The following is a 17511-nucleotide window of genomic DNA, read 5'->3' as shown; positions in this document are numbered from 1 at the left end:
GGGTGATATACACCGATAAGGCCTTGGAAGCGGCGGTTTATCTGTCCAAGAGGTACATAACGGATCACTTCCTTCCGGACAAGGCGCTTCATAACTCAGAGCATCGACAACCACAACTACCACTTTACGAACGCTTTCGAGGAACTCTTTAGGAAGTGGAAAAGGTTCGTGGAGCGTTTTTTCGTCGAATATACTCAGAATGGTGTTTGAAAAGTTGACAATGGAGTATCCGTTATAATGGGGATAGAAAAGCCCCTCATCCAGTCTCTCTAGCTGCATCGAAACCGAGTTCCCCCCTTCCGTGTGGTAAGATTTGAGACGGGGTTTCGTAGAAAAATGATAGCACAGACTGTGGGGATGATAGGGTGCTGAGGGTACTTGTGAGAAAAGACATCGTCGATGCTTTCAAAGATATGATAGCGAGGATATCACACGACGTGGACTGGGATCTCTACGAAGGTGAGGATTACAGGGACAAGGTTCTGGCCGAAAAGTGGGATGTGATCTTTGGTGAGAAGATCTTTGAAATGGACGACACAGTATTCGTTCAAACATTGAAAGAACTGGAGCTGGCGTTGAAGTATGTTGTGAATAAGAAAGAGTACGAATCTTTGAGGGCGAAGTACAATCTTCTCTTGTACACCCCAGAGCTTCAGGGTGCGAAGATAAAGGAGACTCTTTTTCAGATACAGAAGTTCTACAATTCCTACTCTGTCTTTGCTCTTGTCTCCGAGAGAGGGATTCACAGACACGCGTACGTTGATTTCGTAACAGGGGGAAACTACCTTTCTCTCATCTACCATGAGGATCTCCCCATAAACACGGGTTCCCATACGATATTCATAGACAACGCTCCACCAGATTTCCATCCTCCAAGGTTTTCTGGTGAGAAAGTGATTTTAGGAATGGACTCTTCCCCAAAGATCAACATTCCCTTCATCACTATTCCGCCTTTGAGGGAGAGAAAAATGGACATCCCCTACATGCTGGATGGGGTTCTTAGATCTCTCCAGCTTCAGGGAAAGACCTTCAAGATCGACGATGGACTGATCAAACTGCTTACAAGCTACCACTGGCCGGGGAACACCCAGGAGTTCCTGGAGAAAACATACGAGATTCTCACACTGAAAGATTCCGCAGAACAAGTTAAGGGTGTTGTGAGAAACCTCAAAGGAACAAAAGGTATCGATCTGAAAAAATTCGTTGAAACGGTTGTTGAGTTCGTGGAAAGGAGGATGATAGAAAAAGCCCTCGAAGAAAGCGAGGGCAATCGGAAGAAAGCGTGTGAGATCTTGAACATGAATTACAAAACCCTTTCCTACAAGATAAAGAAATACGGCTTAGGATGAATGACGTGCGAAGTAGACGAGCTCCGCTTCTATGAACATGTCAATGTCACCGTCCATCACTGCACCAACATTTGAAGTCTCCACACCTGTTCTATGGTCTTTGACCATCGTATATGGATGAAAGACGTAAGATCTGATCTGGTTCCCCCATGATATGTCCTTCAATTCCCCTTGAATTTCCTGTATTTCTTTTCTTTTCTTCTCCAACTCCAGCTGGTACAGTCTTGCCTTCAAAATCTTCAAGGCGGTTTGCTTGTTCTGATGTTGTGACCTCTCGTTTTGACAGGAAACGACGATTCCCGTTGGAATGTGTGTGATCCTCACAGCGGATTCTGTCTTGTTCACGTGCTGGCCGCCATGCCCCGACGCTCTGAAAGTCTCTATCTTCAGATCCTCCGGCCTTATTTCGATATCGACATCGTCTTCTATCTCCGGTATCACATTCACCGACGCGAAAGATGTGTGTCTCCTTCTTGCCGCATCGAAAGGAGATATCCTCACCAGACGGTGGACACCAGATTCGTGTTTCAGGTATCCGTAGGCGTACTCACCTTTTATCAGAACTGTAGCACTCTTTATACCTGCTTCTTCACCGGGTTGATACTCTACGATCTCGACTTCGAGGCCTTTTCTTTCTGCCCACCTCATGTACATTCTAAGCAACATTTGAGCCCAATCCTGGGACTCAGTTCCTCCCGCACCTGGATGAACGGAAAGATAGGCGTTGCTGGGATCGTACTTTCCGTTCAGAATGATCTCCAGCTCGAGCTTTTTCACGGTCTTCTCCAGCTCTCGAACGATTTCTTCTGCCTGCTGCACCATATCCATATCTTCCTCGGAGAGCTCTATGGCAACTTCGAGATCTTCGAAGAGAGATCTCACCTTCTTCAAATCTTCCGAGATGTTTTTCAATCTTTTCAACTTTTGTGTGTACTCACGGGCCTTTTTTTGATCGTCCCAAACGGAAGGATCGGAGAGCTTTCTCTCGATCTCCTTTAACTCTTTGTTGACTTCCTCTTCATTGACTATTGAAAGCACATCTTTGAACTTCTTTTCGAGTTCTTCTATCTTCGTCTTCGTCTCGAAGCTGATCATCCTCATCACCTCTTCACTCTTATTTTACCAAGACCGTGCGATCCTCCTTTTTTCTTCTTTTTCTCAAGGGCTCTCCTCATTGCTCTGTTCACAAGGTTGAATTCTTCATGCACAAGCCTGATTTTACCAAGCTCTTCCTTCGCTTCTTTTTCGTCCTTTTCCGTCACCTTGACCACTCTCAGGACATAATTGGCTATCGTGTCGTTGATCCTTCTCATCATCTCGTCGAACATGAAATACGTTTCTTTTTTGAATTCGACGATCGGATCTTTCTGCCCATATGCCCTCAACTGAACTGCTTCCCTAACGTGCTCCACTTCCTCCAAGTATCTTCTCCAGTGCTCGTCGATAATTCGAAGCATCAAAAACCTGATTACTTTGCTGTATTCTTCTCCTATCTCCTGTTTCTTTTTCTGATACTCTTCCCACATCCTGCCGAAAAGGTGCTCGTAGAGCTCCTCGGACGATTCAAAGTGTTTTCCATCGAATTCGAAGAGATTTCTGGGAAGAAACGAAAGAGAGTTTTTCAAACCTTCCAAGTCCCAGTTTTTACCGGAGCAGAACTCTTCCACTCTTGTGCTAACGACATCTTCAAAGATCTGTTTTAGATACTCATCGTAGTCTGCTTCCAGAAGTATCTGATCACGAAGAGAATATATGGCGCTTCTTTGTTTGTCCAGAACCTCATCCATCTCCATGAGAGATTTTCTTATGGAGAAGTTTATTCCTTCCACCTTCTTTTGAATGCTCTCTATGAGCTTCGAAAGCATGGGATGCTGTATAGGTTGGCCTTCTTCTATCTTCAGTATTTTCATCACCTTTCCTATCTGTTCTCCACCGAAGATCCTCAGAAGATCATCTTCCAACGAGAGGAAGAAGATCGATTCTCCCGGATCACCCTGCCTTCCAGCTCGGCCTCTGAGCTGATTATCTATTCTTCTACTTTCGTGTCTCTCTGTCCCAATGACACAGAGACCACCGAGCTCTGCCACACCCGGGCCGAGTTTTATGTCCGTCCCTCTACCGGCCATGTTGGTTGCGATGGTCACCATACCCTTTTGTCCAGCCTTGGCAACGATCTCTGCCTCTTTCTCGTGGTGTTTTGCATTCAACACCTGGTGAGGTATTCCTCTCTTCTTCAACATGGAACTGAGAAGTTCGCTCTTTTCTATAGAAGTAGTCCCCACAAGGACTGGCTGCCCTTTTTTGTAGCGCTTTTCGATCTCTTCCACGATCTTTTCGTATTTCTCTTTTTGTGTTCTGAAAACAAGATCATCGTGGTCTTTTCTTATCATAGGTTTGTGCGTTGGAATGACCACAACTTCCATGCCATAAACTTGAATGAACTCGTTTTCCTCCGTTTTAGCTGTTCCCGTCATTCCCGCCAGTTTCTCGTACATCCTGAAATAGTTCTGGAAAGTAATGGTTGCGTACGTTATGGATTCTTCCTTTATCGATACCCCTTCTTTTGCCTCTATGGCCTGGTGCAGTCCTCCGCTGTAACGCCTCCCAGGAAGGAGCCTCCCGGTGAATTCATCGACGATGATGACCTCTCCGTTCATGACAACGTAATCGACGTCTTTTTTGAACAAATACAGCGCCTTCAGGGCGTTTATGAGATGGTATAGAAGAGACACATTTCCGGGCTCGTAGAGGTTGTTCACACCTATGATCTTTTCGGCTTTTGCCACACCCTCCTCAGTCAAAATAACAGTCCTTGCTTTTTCGTCGATCGTAAAATCTTTGTCCTTAACGAATTTTTTAGCAATCTGTGCGAACCTTCTGTAAGTGGAAGGCCTTTCTTTGGATGGCCCAGAAATGATCAAAGGGGTTCTTGCTTCGTCTATCAAGACGCTGTCAGCTTCGTCCACTATGGCGTAGAAGTGTCCTCTCTGGACTTTGTCGTTGTAATCCAAAACGAGGTTGTCTCTCAGATAGTCGAATCCGAACTCGTTGCTTGTACCGTAAGTCACATCGCACATGTAGGCTTCCTTTCTTGAGATTTCCCTGAGTTCCACTTGAAAAGCGTTTAAAGCCTCTTTGTTCATCTGATCTTCTTTCAAAACTTCTTCTGTAAATCTCCGCGGCCACACACTCCAGTTTTCTTTTATTGCCTTCTCCACCAACGAGGGATCTTTCCAGACGACTTCATAGGATTTTCCAAGAGAGTTTATCACCCCTACCCTCAACCCCAAAAATAGGTACACAGGTCCCATCCACAGAGCATCCCTTCTTGCAAGGTAGTCGTTTACGGTGACTACGTGCACACCTTTTCCTATGAGAGCGTTCAGGTACACAGGCATGGTGGCGGCGAGCGTCTTTCCTTCCCCCGTCTTCATTTCCGCTACCTTTCCTTCATGGAGGGCGATTCCACCCATCACCTGCACGTCGAAAGGTCTCATCCCGAGTGTTCTTCGAGCCGCCTCTCTTGCCAGAGCGAAGGCCTCTATGAGATTTCTGTCTGCATCTTCAAAAGAGTTTACTCTCTCTTTCAATTCAAAAGATAAATCAATTATCTCTTCGTTGCTTTTCGATCTCATAATCTGATCCAGCTGGTTGATTTTTTCAACAGTTTTCGAGTATCTTTTTAAGATGCGCCTGTTCTTATCAAAAAGCGCCATATCACATTACCTCCAATCTGTACTTTATGGTTCCGCCATCTACGTATCCGACCAGGAAGAGACTGGACTTCGGAGAAAAACCAAGGAGTTTGTTCAGGATCGAGTTCAGATCGATGAACATTTCCAGAAACGCGCTGTCTGGTACTCGTTTTTCAAAGAATCTGAAACTGGGGTGATTTGAAAGCCTCCTTTTGTTGATAGCTTGAAGGAATTCGATTTTCTTCATGGAAGAGATGACAAGGTAACCGCGGTATTCAAAAAAATGAAGGAGAGCATTTTGAGTAGGAAGTTCCCATTCTTCGCCGATTTTTTTTGCCCCTCGACTGATGAGATGAGTTTCTACATCCTCCAGACTTTTGCTACGCACAAAGAGAACGAGTTCAGGTGCTCCGTAGAGCGATGTCATAAGCGTGATATTACTATCGATGAACGTTTGGTAGAACTCTTCAAAGTCACTTCCTTTGAATATTTCCCTCAAAAGTTCTCTGGAAATCTCTGGGTCACCTGTGAAGGCATAGAGATCTCCAATGTAAGGTAGTTGCCCAAGACTATCAGGTTTTGAGGTCGAAAATGGCATCGCTTTCTGTGTGATTTCCAATGTGAGCTGGGAATCGTTCACTTTCACACTCAAAACTGTCTCGCCTTCTCTTCCGAGGAGTTCGAACCTCTTCATATGTGCTACAATCGGTGCATTTTTGAAGGCCGCTTTCTCGTCCTGTACTCTTCCGAGTATCTCTTCATTTGGTGAGAGTAGGATGTACTCTCCAAGCGTTTTCAAATAGAGAGGGGTGGTGCTTTCGATGATGTAGAGACCGTCTTTTTCGTAAAACTCTGCAGTGTTCACTTTCGCAAAGAACTTTACAAATTTCTGAGGGGTATTTGTCCTGAAAGCGATGAAGCCTTCTTTGAACCTGCACGGCAAAGAGAGAAGATCGTTGATATCGAAGGTAAAAAGATCTTTTATGTCTCCTCTACCACAGACAATGATCTCTTCCGAGAGAGCTTGAAAGAAAGAATCTGGTTGATCTACATGGTTTTCAAGCCATTTTACCGTTGTCTGTTCATAGCCAACACCTTCCTTCGAAAGTAGGAACTCGAAGAGAGGAAGTTTCTTTACAGTCGAGTAAAGCTCCCCGGTATTTCTTAACCAGATGAAGTAATCGTAGTCCTGAAGCATGGGTACTGAAAAGCCAAGTGTCATCAGCAGCACTAAAAGGGAGAAGAATACTCTCATGATTTCATCTCCCTGAAAAATTTCCAGGCTTCCTCCACCACTTTCCGGAAATCTACGCTTTGACTCTTGCCTTCTTTCCTCACCCAAAAGAAAAACTCCATGTTGCCTTCCGCGCCTTTTATTTTAGAGAACCAGCAATCCTTCACGATGAATCCGTTGTCTATCAAGCTTCTCTGTACATCTACCAGCACTTTCACGTGAACCTCGGGATCTTTCACGACACCTTTTTTCACAAACCTTCTCGGTGCTTCGAACTGAGGTTTCACCAGTACGATCGCATCACCCTGGTCTTTCAAGATGTCATGGATGGTGGGGAGAATCTTTTTTACGGATATGAACGAAACGTCGCAGGTTACGAGGTCAACCTTCTCCCCCAGATCTTCCCACCTCAGGTACCGGGCGTTGACCCTTTCCATCACCACCACTCTCGGGTCGTTTCTCAACTTCCAGTGGAGCTGACCATATCCCACGTCAACAGCGAAGACTTTTCGAGCACCGTTTTTCAGGAGAAAGTCTGTGAATCCACCAGTGGAAGCACCTATATCACACGCGACTTTTCCGGAGACGTTTATTTTGAATCGATCGAACGCAGATTCGAGTTTGTATCCCCCTCTGCTCACGTACTTGGGTTCTTCTAGAAGTTCCAATTGTGAGTTTTCTGGAACGAGTTTGCTTGCTTTCGTTATTCTCTCACCGTTCACCAGAATCTTCCCTGCCAAAATCAACGCTTTTGCCTTTTCACGACTTTCCACAAGTCCTCTTTCCAAAACGAGCAGATCTAATCTCTTCTTATCAGCCATAGTTCACTACCTTCTTTTATAACGGTTCCCCATTGAAACACTCGGATTTTCTCAACATCTCTGTAAACCCTTTTTTCAGTTTCAAACAGCAAAACTCTGTCCTTTGAGACAAAAAGAGGTGTTCCGAAGTTTCTGATGAAGAAACCATCCCCAACATTCTCACCATCTATCTTACCGTCCTTGTAGATGAGGAGGCTCTTTTTCCACACTGCAAAATCATCTGCCTCCAGTATTTCGATTGTTTCTCCGTCTTCTGTGTTCAAAACCATCACGTTGTTCCCTACACCAACGAACACCCTGTCTTCGGATACATCGAGACCCCATGCACCCTCGATCTTTCTCTCCCAAAGGAGGCGCCTTGTTTTTAGATCGTAACTTCTCAAGAATCCACACACATCCAGCACGTACATCGTGCTGCCTCGGAGGGAAAATTCCACCGGTGTTTTTGAAACTTGCCATGTCCACTTCCTGTTGATACCCATCAGAACACCAGATGCCGTCAAAACGAAATCGTTCCACCTGAAAAGTACCGTGTCATTCACCTCTCGCTCTCCTATCTTGTGCCTAGTGATCACTATTCCACCGGTGACATCCACAGGTTCCTGGACTTTCAAAATGCTCTCTCCCATCCTGAGGAATCCATCCTTGTAGAGGTACTCCTTCTCTCCATCTAAAAAGACCATGTCAACTCCTTCGTACAATCCTGGTACGTTCTTCAAGGATATGTCTCTTCCCACATAGATCGTCCTTCCACCTATTTGGTAAAATCCCTCATCTACGACTTTTTTGTAGTTTCCTATCTTCAGAACATGTTTTTGTTTCCATACGGGAAATATCACCACAGGGGCCTTTTTCCCCGGAAAATCCTGAGTTTGGGCGATTTTCCTTTCGAAACTTCCGTCTTTATACTCGATGAGGAAAAATCTCGGTGGAATTTTTGCTTGAGGGAAGATCTTCTTCATGGCTTCTTTGAACTGTTCGGGAAACAACTCTGAAGTTGCCAGGTTTTCGAAATTGTCCAGTTCTTTTCCCTCGAACACGATCTGAAAGGCCACATGATCTTCTTTGACTCTCAATTTTACGATCAGAGGTGTTCCCACGCCTGTGAGCACACCATCCTGCGACAAAAGGGTTTCTACCAGTCCTTTGTACTCGTCCGGTCCGTCGTATACGAGCGTCACCACCGGAAGTTCTTTCCACTCCTGAACAATCTCCATCTCAGTTGCGGTGGGAGTAGCTTCCCCAAGAAAGTAGAGCACACCGCTTTCTTCTATCTTGTAATTGAAAGCAAACATCAAAACAGCACTTTGTAGAAGTACAAACCATGTGCAGGTGCGGTACCAGCCGCCGCGCTTCTGTCTCGTGCCTCAAGCACCTCCTTCATTTTTCCTGGTTCCCACTGTTTCAATCCCACCTTCACCAAAGCCGCAACGATGTTTCTCACCATTCTTCTCAGGAAAGATCTCCCCTCGACTCTGATGAGAATAAGGTTTTCCCTGAGCCTCAGGATCCTGATCTTGTAAATGGTTCTCACCGGATCCCTTTCGTCACTTCCTGTCTTGAAAGATGTGAAGTCGTGTGTTCCTTCTAGATACCTTGCGGCCTCTCTCATCGCCTCGAGATCCAGTTCGTAGGGGAACCACCAGACGTGCTTTCTGAGGAAAACGTTTTTTTCTCTGGAGGTGTATATGAAATAGTGATAGATCCTTTTTTTGACATCAAACCGTGGATGAAAGTTTTTTGGCACCTCGAATACTCTCTTCACATACACATCATCCGGAAGGTTCGCATTCATAGCGTTCTTGATATCCTCTGTGGTCATCCTGTCGTTTGGACAGTTGAAAGCTATCAGTTGACCGTTCGCATGAACACCAGCATCCGTTCTGCCCGCTGCTTGCGTATAGACCCTTTGTTTGAAAATTCTTTCTAACGCGTCTTCTATGACTCCCTGAACGGTCCTCACACCAGGTTGTCCCTGGAAACCAAAGAAATTACTCCCGTCGTACTCGACGATTGCTGCCACCCTTCTCACTGCTCATCACCTCGATCTGTGCTATATTTTTACTGGGCTACCTCATGATATTTTAGCAGCTGGAGTTGAGAGTGATGTGGAAGATTGCAGTCTTTTTTTCTGTTCTCTTGGTTACTCTTTCTTTTTCCATCCAGTTGATGGTGATCTACGATAATGTGGCCTCTCTGGTGACGATCGAAGGAGAAGAGATGAAGAAGATCTCCAAAATTGCCCTTCCCTTCCTACCTTCGAAAGGCATAGTGATCTCAAACAAAGCCTACTTTGTGAACAGAAAGGAACTGGTGGTGTACGACTTGGAGAACAAAGAAATTGTCAAAAAACTCCAATTGTGGGTTGAGGATCTGAGATGGAGTGATAACAGTCTTTTGATCCTCTCTAAAAAGAAGATCTTCCTCGTGGATCCCGCCACGTTCAACTACAGCGTCGTAAATCTGCTTGAAGATCCGGTGGATGTGGAAACCTATGAGAATGAATTGATCGTGAGCTATGGAAAATACGTCTCTCTTGTGAAAGGCGGTGAGGAAATCTGGAAAATAGAAGCACCTTCCAACGTTGTTGATATCTCTATGAACCCAAAAAGAAGAGCACTCGCTGGAATCACAGAGGATGGGACTCTCTTTCTCGTTGATCTGGAAAACACTTTTGCACCGAAGGTTGTGTTCTTCACTAAAGTCGAAAATGCAAAAAATGTGGAGTGGTTAGGAAACCTTCTTTTTGTTTCCTCCGGGAGCAGGATAATCATCATGAATGCTGAAAAGTTGAATGCCCCGGAGATAACTAAAGAATACAACATGGAAATCTCCTCGATTGTGAAGACGGATGGTTCCATTTTCTTCACATCGGGGAATATCCTCTACAGAATAGACTCAACACTTTCAATGAAAAGGTTGAGTGTGGCTCAGAGGGTGTTTTTGGTCCTCTCACCCGCAAGAGAGGTGATCACAGCAGGCGAGCTTCTCTGGAAGAGAAGTTTGGACTCCGAGGTGAGAGCTTCCCCCGTTGTCACTGACAGGTTCGTTTTCGTAGCGGATGTTGAAGGAGTTGTACATGCCATGTCACTGGATGGAAAAAGGTTATGGGACTACAGGACAGGTTTTGTGATAACCGCACCCCCAAAGGTTTATCTGGATCGCATCTATGTGACGAGCTGGGACAATTTCCTATACGCCCTCTCCGAAGATGGCAATCTTGTCTGGAAGGTGAAGCTGGAATCGGATGTCTCAAGACCGTTTGAAGTGAATTCGTACGGAGTCTATCTTGCAACCGATGGAGGAAAGGTGTATTTGATTGATCACAATTCTGGCATACTTTGGCAGTTTAAAGACGATGAATGGGTGTCAACAGGAATCACTATCGACGAAACCGGCATTGTCTATTTCGGAACTTTGAGAAATTTATACTCCCTCTATCCGAATGGTTCCATAAGATGGAAAACGAAAACCGGTTATCTTTTAATAACGAAACCCAGCGTTGTTGAAAACAACATCTTTGCTGGTAGCAACTCCGGATGGTTGTTCTGTGTTGACAGATCCAGAGGAAACGTGATCTGGAAAAGAAAGCTTCCTCTAACTCTCAACTCGAGCCTATCCGTTTACAAAAATCTTCTGATCACAAACGGAAACGATGGGATATACCTGATTGACCTTCAAGGAAATGTGAAAAAAATCGTTTCTGTCGAGTCTCCATCTCCTGTTGCCGTCTCGAAAGAGGGATTCTTATTCTTTGTTTCAAATGGAATCCTCTTCTCCTACACAATCGATGGTCAGAAGAGATGGGAAAGAAAGGTGGGGGAAACCACCGCTGGACCAGCTATAGGGGAAGAGCGTGTGATCGTTGCCACACGAGATGGAACCGTCTATTGCTTTTTCGATTCAGTTCAACCATAATCAGTATTTTTGAATGGGGCCGAACCTCTCAAGTGGCCAGATCCTCAGAATGGGCCAACCAATGATGTGATCTTTTGGAACAAAGCCAAAGTACCTACAGTCCAGGCTTTCCTTCGTGTTGTCACCCATCAAAAAGTAGAAACCTTCCGGGATTCTTATCCTCACTGTACCATCCTTTGTTTTTTTGATGTACTTCTTAAGGTCCAGCTTCGAATAGTATTCTTCGTAGAACGTGTGGTAGATCATACCAGGGATGTAATAAGTTTGGGTCTTCTCGTCGTAGTAAACCATTGAAGGATCGAAGTAATTCAACAGACCGGGGAGGAATGGCTCACCATACTTCAAACTCTCCTCCCCGATAAGGGAAAACACCAGCACAGCTGCGGCTCTTCCGTGCTTTCTTGCAAGATCGTATATAAAATTTCTGTACGCTTCCTTGTCCTTTCTCAACTTGCTTGCAGTGTAGAGCCACTCGTAGAAATCCTCGTATTTGAAGATTCCTTCTGGTTCGTAGTACCTGTCTTTCAAGACCCCCGGGATTTTCCCGTTGACGTACAGCTTTCCGTTCTTTATCTCTAGGACATCTCCACCCTTACCGACTAGGCGCTTCACGTATTTAACGTGTCCTCTGAACTTTGCCGGGGAAAAGAGGTCCATGAATTTGTCAAACAATCGAAGCATGTGACTTGCACGCTCATCCACGAAGGGTGACCAGAATACAACGATTTCTCCTACCTGAGGTTCTCGAACGGTATAGGTGATCTTCTCCACAAAAAGGCGATCACCGATCTGGATCGTTGGAATCATTGATCCTGTTGGCACCAGCATGGTTTCAAATATGTACAACCTCACGATTGTTGCAGCAACAAGTGCGTAAAGCAATGCTTTAATCCATTCTACGGATTCCTTTTTCAGATTCATCAATCCCTGCGCTCCTTGATTCTGATCTTACCCTTGACGTCTCTGAGGTAGTAAAGCTTTGCTCTTCTCACTTTACCCTTTCTCACAACCTCTATCTTTTCAACAACAGGTGAGTGAAGTGGGAATATTCTTTCCACACCAACACCATGGCTTCCAATTCTTCTCACGGTGAACGTTTTGTTTATTCCAGATCCCCTTTTGGCAATCACAATCCCTTCGAACACCTGTGTTCGCTCTCTGTCACCTTCGATCACCTTCACATGCACTCTCACCGTGTCACCCGGTCTGAAATCCGGGATTTCCTTCTTTTCGTATTTCTTTTCGATGATTCTCACAAGGTGATCCATGCTCATCTTTCAATCCCTCCTCGCGTAATTTTCTCCTATCAGTCTATCGATCATTATGGCCGCTGCCGCCCTGACGGACAGATGGTTGAAATCCGATCTCGCCCTCACAGGTTCAAGAACATAATCTGAGATCGCAAGGATCTCGTCAGGGAGTCCCCACCCTGTACCAAGGAGTATGAGAGCTGGACTTTTCGTCTCCACTATTATTCTTTTTCCTTCCTCGAAAGATATGTCGTTTTCCCGCTTCTTTGCGGAAGTAAAAAATATCAGTGGTCTTTCCCCTTCGATCTCTTCTATGTCTTCCAGAACATCTTCCAGATAAGATTTCAATTTCACCAGCTTTAAGGACTCAGCTCGGGACGGATTGTATCGACTTCCAAAACCTTCTCTCCAGAACTTGAGCATCTTGACAACCATGTCCTGTTGAGCCTTGAGGTTGGTGACTATGTAGTATCCCTTCAGGTTATAGGTTCGAGCGGTTCGGGCGATGTCGTGAACGTCGAGGTTTGTAACGGCTGTTGATATGATGCTTCCGTCCTTTCCTTTTATGGGATAATGGATGAGAGCCACGTAGACTCTTTCTAGCACTTTTCCATCAGCTCCTTGAACAACTCTATTATAGCCAATTTATCGAGCTCGTCCAGTTCTTTCGCCAGAAAAAGATCTGGCCTTTTCATGATAGTTTTTTTGATACTTTCTTTCCTCCTCCAGAGCTCCACTTTTTGGTGATCTCCGGAGAGCAACACATCGGGAACCTTCATACCTCTGTACTCGTACGGTCTGGTGTAGACGGGATGGTCCAGCAGCCCTTGGTGGAACGATTCCCTCTCAACGGACTCCCTCTCCACAACACCAGATACAAGTCTCACAACAGCATCCGTTATCACCATCGCCGGAAGTTCCCCGCCGGTGAGGATGTAGTCCCCTATGGATATCTCGTCATCGACTATGTTCATTACCCTCTCGTCTATTCCTTCGTATCTGCCGCAGAATATCACAATGTCACTTTTCTTTGAAAGTTCTTCCGCTATCTTGTAGTTGAAAATTCTACCCTGAGGACTCGTCAAAATCACGTGTGGCTTCCCGTGTTTCTCAACGTATCTTTCATAGAACCTGAAGAACGGCTCTGGTTTCATGACCATACCGTATCCGCCACCGTATTGATAATCGTCCACCGTTCTGTGTCTGTCGGTGGTGTAGTCTCTCAGGTTTTCCACATTTATTTCCACGATTCCCTTTTCAACCGCGCGGGCGATGACGCCGTACTTTTTCACAACCTCGACCATTTCTGGAAATATGGTTACCATGGTGATCCTCATTAAATCCACTCCAGTTCCTTCGCCACGATCTTTTTTTCGAATTTCCTGATTTCAACGATACAGTCCTTTATCATGGGGATTAGCGTTTCTTTGTTTTTCTTCCTGACCACCAGAACGTCGTTCGACCCCGTCTCGATTATGTCGACGACCTTTCCAACACTCTCGCCCGACTCGTAGAAAACTTCACATCCCAGTATCTCGTAGAAGTAATATTCGTCCTTCTGAAGGGGAGGAAGTTCTTCGTACTTTATGAAAACTTCACATCCCTTTATCTTCTCTGCCGCTTCCACTGTGTCGATTGCTTCGAATTTGATGAGGAAGAGCTTGTTCATCTTTCTCACGGACTTAACGGAAAGATTGTAGAAGACCTTTTTTTCTTTGTTGTAGAGCACGACATCGGAGAGGTTCTTCACTATATCTTCCGAATTCGTGTAAGGGAAGAACTTGACCTCTCCTCTCAGTCCATGCGTGTTGACGACCTTTCCAACGGCAATTCTTTCGTTGATCAGGTCCTGAATGGTCTTTATCACACTCTCACCTGACCACCTTGATGGTGATCTCCTTGGAGCCCCCCATGAGGGCACTTAGCAGAATCTTTAGAGATTTTATGGTCCTTCCGTCTTTTCCTATGACCTGACCAACATCTTCTTCGTTTACCACTATCTCGTACACTTTCCTTCCTTCCTCGTCGAACTCCACAACTACTACTTCCTCGGGATGCTTCACTATCCCTCGAAGAATCCTCTCAACCAGCTCCTTCATTCAGAGGCTGCCTCCTCTTTCTTTCCATACTTTATTTCGTGTACTCTCTTCATGACACCGAACTTTCTAAAGATATCCCTCACGGTGTCACTTGGCTGGGCTCCTTTCATGACCCACTCCACAGCCCTTTCGACGTCAATTTTTATCTCTCCTTCCTTCAGGGGGTTGTAGTACCCGAGCGATTCAATGTACGCACCGTCTCTTCTTTTTCTGCTGTCCACGACCACTATCCTGTAGAAGGGTTGCTTCCTTTTTCCCATTCTCGTGAGTCTTATCCTGACCACAAGCTACACCTCCTCAGAATCCGAATGGTATTTTGAATTTTCCCTTCTTCATTCTCTTCATGAGGATCCTCATCTGTTCATAGCTTTTGAGGAGCTTGTTGACATCCTGAACGGTGGTACCACTTCCACGGGCGATTCTTCTCTTTCGACTCGCGTTCAGAATGTGAGGGTTTCTCCTTTCCTCGATGGTCATGGAATTTATGATGGCCTCTATCTTCTTCAGTTCTTTTTCACTCATTTCAACGTCCACCTTCGGGGCCCTCGGAAGCATCTCTAAAATAGAAGAGAGCGGCCCCAGTTTTTTCATCTCCTGAAGTTGTTCTTTGAAGTCCTCCAGAGTAAATTCCGCCTTCAAAAACTTTTCGGCACTCTTCTTCATCTTCTCCTGATTGAGCTCTCTTTCAACCTTTTCTATCAGAGAAAGCATGTCTCCCATTCCGAGGATCCTGTTGGCCACTCTGTCTGGATGAAAGGATTCCAGCCCGTCGAGTTTTTCGCTCGTTCCTATGAATTTGACAGGTTTTCCGGTCACGTACTTTATGGACAGGATCACTCCGCCTCTTGCATCACCGTCCATCTTCGTCACAACAAATCCTGTAAGATCGAGTCTTTCGTCAAAGACCTTGGCAGTGTTGACCGCATCTTGTCCCATCATCGCATCTACAACGAGTAAGATCTCATCGGGGTTGAGAATGGACTTTATGTCTTCGAGCTCCTTCATCATATCCTCGTCGATGTGAAGACGTCCTGCCGTATCAACTATCAAAACGTCCCTTCCGATTCTTTCTGCCTCTTGTATGCCCTCTTTCACGATCTCAAGAGGTGACTTGTTGTAGTCATGAACCACGTTCACTCCTACTTGTTCTCCAAGCTTCACAAGTTGGTCCACGGCAGCGGGCCTGTAGAGATCGGCCGCAACGAGCAAAGGGTTTCTTCCCTCTTTTTTGAGGAGCTTTGCGAGTTTCGCACACGTGGTCGTCTTGCCACTACCCTGAAGTCCCACCATCATTATGGGAGCAGGTCTGTGGATCAGTCTCAAAGGTTCATTTTTTTCACCCATTATCCTGATCAGTTCGTCTCTTACGATTTTTATGAACTGTTGATCCGGTGTCAGGCTCTTGAGTACCTCTTCGCCAAGTGCTTTCTGGAGAACGTGGTTGACGAATTCTTTCACAACTTTGTAATTGACGTCAGCTTCCAGCAAGGAAAGTTTCACTTCCCTGACAGCATCTTTCACGTTCTTCTCCGTTATCTTTCCACGTCCGGAAAGGTTTTTGAAAACCCTGGAAAGTTTCTCTTGAAGATTTTCGAACATCGAGACACCTCCAAAAGTCCTCCTCTGATATTAGACGTTTCTCATTAATGGCAGGTTTCCGATTATCTAAGGAGTAGCTTAACCATTGTTACAATATGATGTCAGAGGATATGTGGTTTAACTTAACACACACAATCAACGTTACATAACATTAATAATACCTGATTGTGAAATCTCCGTATCCCTTCGGAACCGTTTCTTCAACACTCACATTCGTCACAACGGCCGCTGGGGGACCTTTCGAGACCTCGTTCAAGAACTGACGGAGCTTTCTCTCTTCACCCTCGGCGTGAATGAAAACGGAGCCGTCGTCCATGTTCATCACGTAGCCCTTTATACCAAAGGTTCTGGCGATCCTCCTGGTAAAATAGCGAAACCCCACTCCTTGTACGATCCCTTCAACTCTTATCTTCAGTGCCTTCATGTTCCCACGTCCTCAAAAACTCCTCATCGAAGTGCACATCGAGTTGAGGGAAGGGGATGTAGATTCCTTCTTTCTCCAAATAATCCTTTATTCTGAAAGCAAGTCTTTTTACACCTTCAAAAAAGTTCTCTCTTGTCACCCAGAACTTGATGATGAAATCTATAGAAGAACTGTTGAAGGCATCAAAAACAATGGCGGGTGCCGGATCTTTCTCAACGGTTTCTTCGTCCTCGAGAGCCTTTTGAAAGATCTCTACAACCTTTCTGAGATTTGCAGAATAGGGTACTCCCACTGTGATCTCCTGTCTTCTCACGTTCAAAGGCCAGAAATGGATGATCTTGTCGTTCCACACTGATTTGTTCGGTATCATGACCTTTTTTCCATCCCACGTTCTGATCACCGTGTGATTCAGATTTACCACTTCCACGGTTCCGGAAATTCCTCCAATTTCCACCGCATCGCCTTCTTTCACAGCGCGTGAGATGAGCAGGAATATCCCGGAAAAGAAATTGGAGAGTGGTTCTTGAAGAGCTAGACCAACGATGAGTCCCCCTATTCCCACACCCGTCAGCATGGGTACTAGGTTCAGATCCCAGATGTCAAGAATAACCATAATGGCTATCACAGCTATGATGAGTCCAAGAAAGAATCTGATGGTGTTTCTCATTTGAAGCTCTTTTCCCTGTTTTTCAACACTCTTCTCGATGAGTTTGAAGAGCCACTTGAACATCAGGTATGATACAGCAACGGTGATCACCGTCAGAACCAGTCTTGTTAGTATCACGTTTCACCACCTCACAGCGAATTTGATGCCAGTCCCTCTGGTGTAATGATATTCGGAGAAGAGGTTCGAACTGATAGAAGAACTGAGAACAAACGTGTTGAATCCCACTGAGACATTGTTCACGCTCGCATAGAAGCCAAGGGATATCTTGAAAGCACTTTTCCCCGTATCGGTGTTGGTCACCATGGAGATACCAAGACCCGCCTTCTGTTCTTTGCCGATCACGAAATCTATCCTGTTTTCCAACACCTCCTGGTCGAACTGAAGACAGTAGGAGAACCTGTTCTTCTTGGACGAGTCGTAAAAGAGCTTCAGCGTGTACTCTCCTCCCATGTAGC

19 protein-coding genes and 1 pseudogene are annotated in these 17511 nt (G+C 45.4%); 3 read left to right on the top strand and 17 right to left on the bottom strand.

All coding sequences use genetic code 11. The annotated features are described in order from the left end of the window. Positions 1-2: 2 nt before the first annotated feature. Complete coding sequence (locus J7K79_RS09425) at positions 3-152, top strand: hypothetical protein (protein WP_366932572.1); 150 nt, start codon at positions 3-5, stop codon at positions 150-152. 213 nt (positions 153-365) lie between these two features. Continuing rightward, positions 366-1349 (top strand): helix-turn-helix domain-containing protein, encoded by a 984-nt coding sequence (locus tag J7K79_RS01660; protein WP_296904445.1) that lies wholly within the window; start codon positions 366-368, stop codon positions 1347-1349. On the opposite strand, the gene prfB is transcribed toward J7K79_RS01660, so the two are convergent. From prfB to truA, 6 genes are read right to left on the bottom strand one after another with little or no spacing between them, the layout of a single operon-like run. Continuing rightward, entirely contained in the window at positions 1341-2444 is a 1104-nt protein-coding gene (gene prfB / locus J7K79_RS01655; protein WP_296904453.1) for a peptide chain release factor 2, read from the bottom strand. The two genes, J7K79_RS01660 and prfB, sit on opposite strands and share 9 nt — an antisense overlap. A 5-nt stretch (positions 2445-2449) precedes the next feature. Beyond that, complete coding sequence (gene secA, locus J7K79_RS01650; RefSeq protein WP_296904443.1) at positions 2450-5065, bottom strand: preprotein translocase subunit SecA; 2616 nt, start codon at positions 5063-5065, stop codon at positions 2450-2452. Between the two features lies 1 nt (position 5066). Continuing rightward, positions 5067-6299, bottom strand: a complete 1233-nt coding sequence (locus J7K79_RS01645; RefSeq protein WP_296904441.1) for a hypothetical protein — start codon at positions 6297-6299, stop codon at positions 5067-5069. After that, positions 6296-7099, bottom strand: a complete 804-nt coding sequence (locus tag J7K79_RS01640; protein ID WP_296904439.1) for a TlyA family RNA methyltransferase — start codon at positions 7097-7099, stop codon at positions 6296-6298. Before J7K79_RS01640 ends, J7K79_RS01645 begins: the two co-directional genes overlap by 4 nt. Further along, a complete protein-coding gene (locus J7K79_RS01635; RefSeq protein WP_296904451.1) occupies positions 7078-8394 on the bottom strand; it encodes a hypothetical protein in 1317 nt (438 codons plus the stop codon). The genes J7K79_RS01640 and J7K79_RS01635 overlap by 22 nt, the downstream gene beginning before the upstream one ends. Continuing rightward, positions 8394-9131: a tRNA pseudouridine(38-40) synthase TruA gene (gene truA / locus J7K79_RS01630; RefSeq protein ID WP_296904436.1), complete on the bottom strand. Its 738-nt coding sequence runs from the start codon at positions 9129-9131 to the stop codon at positions 8394-8396. Before truA ends, J7K79_RS01635 begins: the two co-directional genes overlap by 1 nt. 74 nt (positions 9132-9205) lie before the next feature. On the opposite strand from truA, the gene J7K79_RS01625 reads away from it, so the two are divergent. Continuing rightward, the gene (locus J7K79_RS01625) at positions 9206-11017 is read left to right on the top strand and encodes a PQQ-binding-like beta-propeller repeat protein (protein ID WP_296904434.1); all 1812 of its coding nucleotides are present in this window, start codon (positions 9206-9208) and stop codon (positions 11015-11017) included. Here the strand turns inward: J7K79_RS01625 and lepB are convergent, their stop codons facing one another. The 11 genes and pseudogenes from lepB to J7K79_RS01570 form a co-directional block, all read right to left on the bottom strand. Next, complete coding sequence (gene lepB / locus J7K79_RS01620; protein ID WP_296904449.1) at positions 11018-11938, bottom strand: signal peptidase I; 921 nt, start codon at positions 11936-11938, stop codon at positions 11018-11020. Continuing rightward, on the bottom strand, positions 11938-12285 hold the full coding sequence (gene rplS / locus J7K79_RS01615; RefSeq protein ID WP_296904447.1) for a 50S ribosomal protein L19: 348 nt from the start codon (positions 12283-12285) through the stop codon (positions 11938-11940). Before rplS ends, lepB begins: the two co-directional genes overlap by 1 nt. Positions 12286-12294: 9 nt before the next feature. Continuing rightward, a complete protein-coding gene (locus J7K79_RS01610) occupies positions 12295-12873 on the bottom strand; it encodes an RNA methyltransferase (protein WP_296904432.1) in 579 nt (192 codons plus the stop codon). Next, on the bottom strand, positions 12867-13604 hold the full coding sequence (gene trmD, locus J7K79_RS01605; protein ID WP_296904430.1) for a tRNA (guanosine(37)-N1)-methyltransferase TrmD: 738 nt from the start codon (positions 13602-13604) through the stop codon (positions 12867-12869). Before trmD ends, J7K79_RS01610 begins: the two co-directional genes overlap by 7 nt. Continuing rightward, a complete protein-coding gene (gene rimM / locus J7K79_RS01600) occupies positions 13604-14134 on the bottom strand; it encodes a ribosome maturation factor RimM (protein ID WP_296904428.1) in 531 nt (176 codons plus the stop codon). Before rimM ends, trmD begins: the two co-directional genes overlap by 1 nt. 4 nt (positions 14135-14138) lie before the next feature. Next, entirely contained in the window at positions 14139-14366 is a 228-nt protein-coding gene (locus J7K79_RS01595; protein WP_296904426.1) for a KH domain-containing protein, read from the bottom strand. Then, entirely contained in the window at positions 14363-14650 is a 288-nt protein-coding gene (rpsP, locus tag J7K79_RS01590; RefSeq protein ID WP_296904424.1) for a 30S ribosomal protein S16, read from the bottom strand. The genes J7K79_RS01595 and rpsP overlap by 4 nt, the downstream gene beginning before the upstream one ends. A 13-nt stretch (positions 14651-14663) precedes the next feature. Beyond that, a complete protein-coding gene (ffh, locus tag J7K79_RS01585) occupies positions 14664-15965 on the bottom strand; it encodes a signal recognition particle protein (RefSeq protein WP_296904422.1) in 1302 nt (433 codons plus the stop codon). A gap of 151 nt (positions 15966-16116) precedes the next feature. Continuing rightward, positions 16117-16389, bottom strand: coding sequence for an acylphosphatase (locus J7K79_RS01580; protein ID WP_296904419.1), 273 nt, complete (start codon positions 16387-16389; stop codon positions 16117-16119). Beyond that, the gene (locus tag J7K79_RS01575) at positions 16364-17170 is read right to left on the bottom strand and encodes a mechanosensitive ion channel family protein (RefSeq protein ID WP_366932571.1); all 807 of its coding nucleotides are present in this window, start codon (positions 17168-17170) and stop codon (positions 16364-16366) included. Before J7K79_RS01575 ends, J7K79_RS01580 begins: the two co-directional genes overlap by 26 nt. A 6-nt stretch (positions 17171-17176) precedes the next feature. Then, a pseudogene (locus J7K79_RS01570) lies at positions 17177-17511 on the bottom strand (hypothetical protein); the annotation flags it as partial.

Source organism: Thermotoga sp., assembly GCF_021162145.1.
Taxonomy (GTDB): domain Bacteria; phylum Thermotogota; class Thermotogae; order Thermotogales; family Thermotogaceae; genus Thermotoga.
Note: the sequence above shows the minus strand (reverse complement) of the source record. Positions and strands in the feature narration are given on the sequence as shown.